The sequence below is a fragment of the Anaerophilus nitritigenes genome (genome assembly GCF_004138215.1).
Classification (GTDB): Bacteria; Bacillota; Clostridia; order Peptostreptococcales; family Thermotaleaceae; genus Anaerophilus; species Anaerophilus nitritogenes.
The window spans coordinates 1-5,208 of sequence record NZ_RYYS01000065.1 but is presented as its reverse complement, the minus strand read 5'-3'; the positions used below and the strand labels follow the sequence as shown (position 1 = coordinate 5,208).

At 30.3% G+C, this 5,208-nt stretch carries 10 protein-coding genes; all 10 read right to left on the bottom strand.

Features of this window, described 5'->3' with window-relative positions:
• Positions 1 to 155: 155 nt before the first annotated feature.
• A complete protein-coding gene (locus tag EK368_RS10355; RefSeq protein ID WP_129599401.1) occupies positions 156 to 830 on the bottom strand; it encodes a hypothetical protein in 675 nt (224 codons plus the stop codon).
• Between the two features lie 66 nt (positions 831 to 896).
• Positions 897 to 1,349, bottom strand: coding sequence for a Panacea domain-containing protein (locus EK368_RS10350; protein WP_129599399.1), 453 nt, complete (start codon positions 1,347 to 1,349; stop codon positions 897 to 899).
• A 245-nt stretch (positions 1,350 to 1,594) separates the two neighbouring features.
• Positions 1,595 to 1,768: a hypothetical protein gene (locus EK368_RS14920; protein WP_165000419.1), complete on the bottom strand. Its 174-nt coding sequence runs from the start codon at positions 1,766 to 1,768 to the stop codon at positions 1,595 to 1,597.
• Between the two features lie 12 nt (positions 1,769 to 1,780).
• Entirely contained in the window at positions 1,781 to 1,996 is a 216-nt protein-coding gene (locus tag EK368_RS10345; RefSeq protein WP_129599396.1) for a hemolysin XhlA family protein, read from the bottom strand.
• An 8-nt stretch (positions 1,997 to 2,004) separates the two neighbouring features.
• Complete coding sequence (locus EK368_RS10340; RefSeq protein ID WP_129599392.1) at positions 2,005 to 2,742, bottom strand: N-acetylmuramoyl-L-alanine amidase; 738 nt, start codon at positions 2,740 to 2,742, stop codon at positions 2,005 to 2,007.
• Positions 2,743 to 3,618: a tyrosine-type recombinase/integrase gene (locus EK368_RS10335; RefSeq protein WP_129599390.1), complete on the bottom strand. Its 876-nt coding sequence runs from the start codon at positions 3,616 to 3,618 to the stop codon at positions 2,743 to 2,745.
• 64 nt (positions 3,619 to 3,682) lie between these two features.
• Positions 3,683 to 4,315 (bottom strand): Rha family transcriptional regulator, encoded by a 633-nt coding sequence (locus tag EK368_RS10330; RefSeq protein ID WP_165000418.1) that lies wholly within the window; start codon positions 4,313 to 4,315, stop codon positions 3,683 to 3,685.
• 130 nt (positions 4,316 to 4,445) lie between these two features.
• A complete protein-coding gene (locus EK368_RS10325) occupies positions 4,446 to 4,580 on the bottom strand; it encodes an XkdX family protein (RefSeq protein ID WP_129599385.1) in 135 nt (44 codons plus the stop codon).
• Between the two features lies 1 nt (position 4,581).
• A complete protein-coding gene (locus EK368_RS10320; RefSeq protein WP_129599382.1) occupies positions 4,582 to 4,944 on the bottom strand; it encodes a hypothetical protein in 363 nt (120 codons plus the stop codon).
• A gap of 2 nt (positions 4,945 to 4,946) precedes the next feature.
• On the bottom strand, positions 4,947 to 5,208 hold a 262-nt coding region (locus EK368_RS14915; RefSeq protein WP_423243543.1), incomplete at its 5' end, for a hypothetical protein.

The window sequence follows — 5,208 nt, the reverse complement described above, 5'->3', positions numbered from 1 at the left end:
TGGTATTTTATTTATTTTCGACAATGTTTTTGTATATCCTGCAAATATTTTACTTGTTCTATAGGAGTTTGATAAAATAAAAAAAGAATGGTGTATGCCATTCTTTTGAGGTTGAGTTCCTTTATCTATAAAAATTATAAATAAAATGTTTCTATCTATTTAGATTGAAAAATTTCTTTTACTTTTTTATCAACATCTTTTTTTAGTTCTTTTGCTTTTTCAGATTCTCTTTTTTGAATCACATCATCTATTAAATCTCCCCAATCATCTATACTAACTTCAATTCCTCCTCTGATATATACTAAAGCATCTCTGATTCTAACTAAAGCGGCATTCAATTCTACACTTTGATCATTCTTTAAATTATCTCCTATCATATCGCCTACTTGGCTGATGCTATATGTCGCTTGATCTTTAATCTTCCCAATATGTCTATATGATCTGATTGCTGATTCCTTCTGTCTTCTTTTAAATTCAGCTTCTGATGACTTTTTAGTAAGTAGCCATGCAAAAATAAAAGATATATAAAAATTTAAGATTGTAGATATAATATTACTATCTACCGGCTTATCTGAACAGCACATAACAGTAATACTTATTCCAATTAAAAATGTAATAAACAGAACAATATACACAAGCAAATCTTCGGATATAATGTTTATCATATTTTTAAAATACTGTTGCATCCATTGTCTTCTATCATTTTCTTTATTTTCTGTTTTCTTATCCATTAATACATATTCCAAAAACATCCCTAGTCCAAATATTACTAAGATAAAAATAATAAACACAATCTTATTCTTCAATGTTTGTGTTATTAATTTTTCCAACTCTTAGTCTCCCCTTTTGTATATCTATAAAATATTATTTACTTATATTAAAATCTATCCATACTTTTATTTAAGTATATTTGAGCAAAAATTTATCATATCTTCACGTGAAATGATATTTCTTGACCTCTCCATTCTTTTCAAGCCATTTCTCCCATTAATCCAAGGAGATTCATTATGTGTTAATGCTTCTAATTCGTCGCCATCCATATCTCCATATATTTCATATATTTTTTCAATGAAATCATATATTTCTTTATTTTTTTGTATTTCTTCAGGAACTTCTTCACTTTTATTTATATATTGAAAGCCCCAATCTTTATAAAAATGATATAATTCTGGACAAACTGGACCATGAACCCATGCTTCAAAATCTACATCTGCTAATGGTGTCCCCTCTTTTAAAGTTAAATACCAAGCTTGAGCATAATAACATAACTTTTGTAGCTTTTTATTTGTCATAGACTCGAAAGTAAGAAAGGTTTTAGCAATATCGAAAATTGTTATTTCCCTTTTCATTTGTGTCTCCCCCTTAAACAATTGTACCACTTTACTCATTATATCACTCCTTTCTACATTTACTTATATTTTCCCTTCTTTTTCAGATTTTGTCGAACGATTTTATATAAAGTATATATTTATAATATGTTTACCCAAAGTATTGGCTTTATCACTAACCTTTTATACATCCTATGATATTATATATGGCATTACAATTAAAAATATTTCCAAAAAATAAAAAAAGAGCAGGAGTCTCCCCCTGCTTAAATATCTGTAATATTATTTACTCCTATGCCTACTGCTAAGCCTATTAATGCCCCTACTATAGTATTTACTACCTCTACCCCTCCAATACCAGTTACAAGACAATAAAAGAGCATAGCGATTATAGTAAATTGAAAAATTATAGCTGATATGATTTTGATTCTATTATCCATCTTATCATCTCCTTATAAACTTTGTATATACCAAATAAAAAAGCCTACTAATGTAGTACCACTTAACATTACTAGAGCTTTTATCCAACTTGTTAGATTGTCTAATTTTTCTAATAGGCTTGTAATTTTTTCTCCTGTTTGTGCTTCATGAATTTCTAGTTGACGTATTCTATCTTCATGATTCCCTAATCTATTGACCATTTCTCCATGTCTTTCGCACACTTCCATATATACACCTACTTTCCTAAGTATTTTAACAAATTATTGATTGCAACTGCTAATTCGTCTCTTGTAACCATATTTTTAGGTTTGAATGTACCATCGCTATATCCATTCATTATTTTTTTAGATTTGACTGATTCTATAGCTTCTTTTGCCCAATCTGGAATAATTTCTAAGTTGCTTTTTTCTTGCATATTATAATACCTCCTAATTACATTTGAGACTGCAAATGCTGAATCTCTCACTTTAACAGTATTTAAAAGAATTTGTTCTTCTTTTGGGTTGGAATGGAATCCCCTTTCTAGAATAAATACTATAGGGCATCCTGCCTTTACAGCTTGCTGAATTACTGTGTAATAATCTTGATTTTTATATTTTGTACTCGGTCTTTTCTTAGTTCCTCTAAAAGAAATCCCCATAGAATCGGCTGTAGCCTTGCCGATTTCGTTTCCTAATGCAGTATTATTTCGATTAATACTCTCGTATACTGTGACACCTCCTGCTGTAATTGGTCCTGCATCTGAATGTACTGAGATAAACATATCTGACCCTTTTGCTATTTTCCCACGATCTGTAAGTGAAATAGTTCTGTCTCTGTCTCTTGTAAGAATTACTTTAAAATCATCTTTCAGAAAGTATTTTAAGTATAAAGCAAATTCTAAATTTCCATCTGCTTCTATATATTTTCCACTATAACCACGATTTGATCTATCTGAGCCACCATGTCCTGGATCAATCACTATAGTTTTCATTTAATTTCCTCCTTTATAAAAACTATCTATTTTACTTTGAATATCTTGTATATTCCCATGGGCATATACTTGTGTTGTAGAAATGCTTTCATGCCCAAGTAAAAGTTGTATATATTCAAGTGGGTAATCATCTTGTAGCAAGTGCATTGCAATAGAATGACGAAAAATATGAGGGTGGCACCTCTTTTCGATTCCTGCTCTTTTTCCTTCTTTCCTAACATAATCCTGTATACTTTTCTTTGCCCACCGATTATTTTGCCTACTAATGAACAATGATCTTAGATCATCTTTTCTAGTTTTTAAATATCTCAATACTTTTTCTTTAGCATCTTCTGAGAAAATACAAATACGTTCCTTAGCACCCTTACCAAGAACTTTAAATTGCCTTTTCTCAAAATCTAAACTATCCCTATTCTGCTGCCATAATTCAGTAAGCCTACACCCACTAGAATAAAAGAGAGCTACTAAAGCAGCTCCCCTATAATCTTTTTGTTCTTCTATATAATTCATTAGCTTTTCTATTTCTTCTTTTGTTAGATGTTGTCTCACCTTCTTTCGTACCTTAACCTTATCCAATTTATCTAAAGGATTTTTCATGCTAAGGTACTCTTTCTTTATCATAGTTCTAAAAAATGAATTAAGAGTAGTATACTTTCTTGCAATAGCTTGATCTCCATTCTCCCTTTCGTGTATACAATAGTCAAAGAAGTCCTCTACGTGGATATGATTAATTTCTTCAAGTTCTTTTTCACCAATAAATCTAAAGAATAGTGGCAAATCAGATTTACAGATTGCTTTTATGCTTTCATTTGTAAGCCCTTTATTTTTACAAATCAATTCATATCTTCTCAGTAATCTCATGTTGTCTTGATTCATTCTTTTGCCATCTCCTTAGTTGTTTTAGGTACAAAAATAACACCCTTAAAGGTGTTTCAAATACTTATATAAACATTGAAATTTGACGTGCTTTTCTATCCGATTTTACTATTCGTATAGATTCATCTATAACATCCATGTTAGAAGCTAGCGTTTCAGCAGGGATATCTTCCCATATCTCTCCTCCTAGAATTATCAATACTCTCTGCTTTATAAGTTCATACTCTTCATTGGTTCTTTCTATCCCTAAACATTTTTTAATATATCTGCTGATACTTGTTTTTTGTCGTGATGAAGGTCTTACAAATTGTGAAAACTTTTCTATTTTTTCATCAAATTTATCCTCGATAAGATTTTCTAGTTGGCTCATAACAGTATTGTTTAATTGTTGATCTGCTTTCATTTCTGAAAGTTTTTCAATATAATCAATTAATTTATGTCTAATCTCAGCTTTATATCTTGCACCAATTTGCATAACACCTTTTCTATTAAGAATATAACACGGTCTGTCTTGATTATTTTTATCTTTATAAGAGCCCAAGATAAATTTGTCTTCGGCTCTTATTCCTGCATTTTTCAATTGTTCAATCTCTCTTCTAATACCTTTCATTACTTGATAATGATTTATTTGAATTATATTCGATACTTCTAAGCTTGTCATTGTTACTTCTTTTTTATTTAAATTTAAAAAATTCATCATCTATTCCTCCAATTATTATTTTTTTGTATTAAAAAACACCCTCTTTGGGTGTCACATGCACTAAACATTATTTTAGGGAAGAAGGGCATTAAAAAAACACCCTTCTAGGTGCTTACAGTATGTTTCTCTATGCGATATAATCTTCTCCAGTAATAGTTTTAAACTCTTCTTTTGTAATTACTCCCTTTACAACTGCCATTTTTACCATTGTATTATTCCATAAACCTCTATCATAATTCTTCTTAATTATATCAAAGTTCATATTATTTCACCTCCTTTGTATCTGCGTTTGGTAAACTCATTAACATTTGAAATTCTAATGCAGATGCTATTCTTTCTTCTGCTGTAGACTCTTGTATTGGTGGATTTTCTTCCCATTCTGTTATTGTATTTAGTACCTCTTGCATTGTCATTTTTTCCGTTATTTTTACCCCCATTTGTTTATAGCTTTCTTTTGTAGATTCAAACTCCATGAATACAGCCATGCTAATTGGCTGATCTGCAATGATAAAATTGATACCTTGAATTGCAGAAGCAGGATATCTTGCAAATATTTCTTCCTTTGATAATACTTCTCCTATTGGTGTTATTAACCTGTCTTGTTTATTCCAAATTTTATATTTCATTTTTACATACCTCCTACAACTTTACTATTTTTATATTTTATGTAACCTGTTACTTTCTGATTGTATTTGATTGTTTTAGCTATACTAGTAGTTTGCTCGCTACTCTCTGTAAACTTATATGCAGTATTCGGCACAATTTGAAAAGAAGCAATATATTTTATTTGGTAAGCATCTACTGTATCATCGCTACCCCCCCCAGCGAATACAGCATAATCACCTACACTTGCTCCTGCTAATCCACGTCTAGCAACCGATAATGGGGTA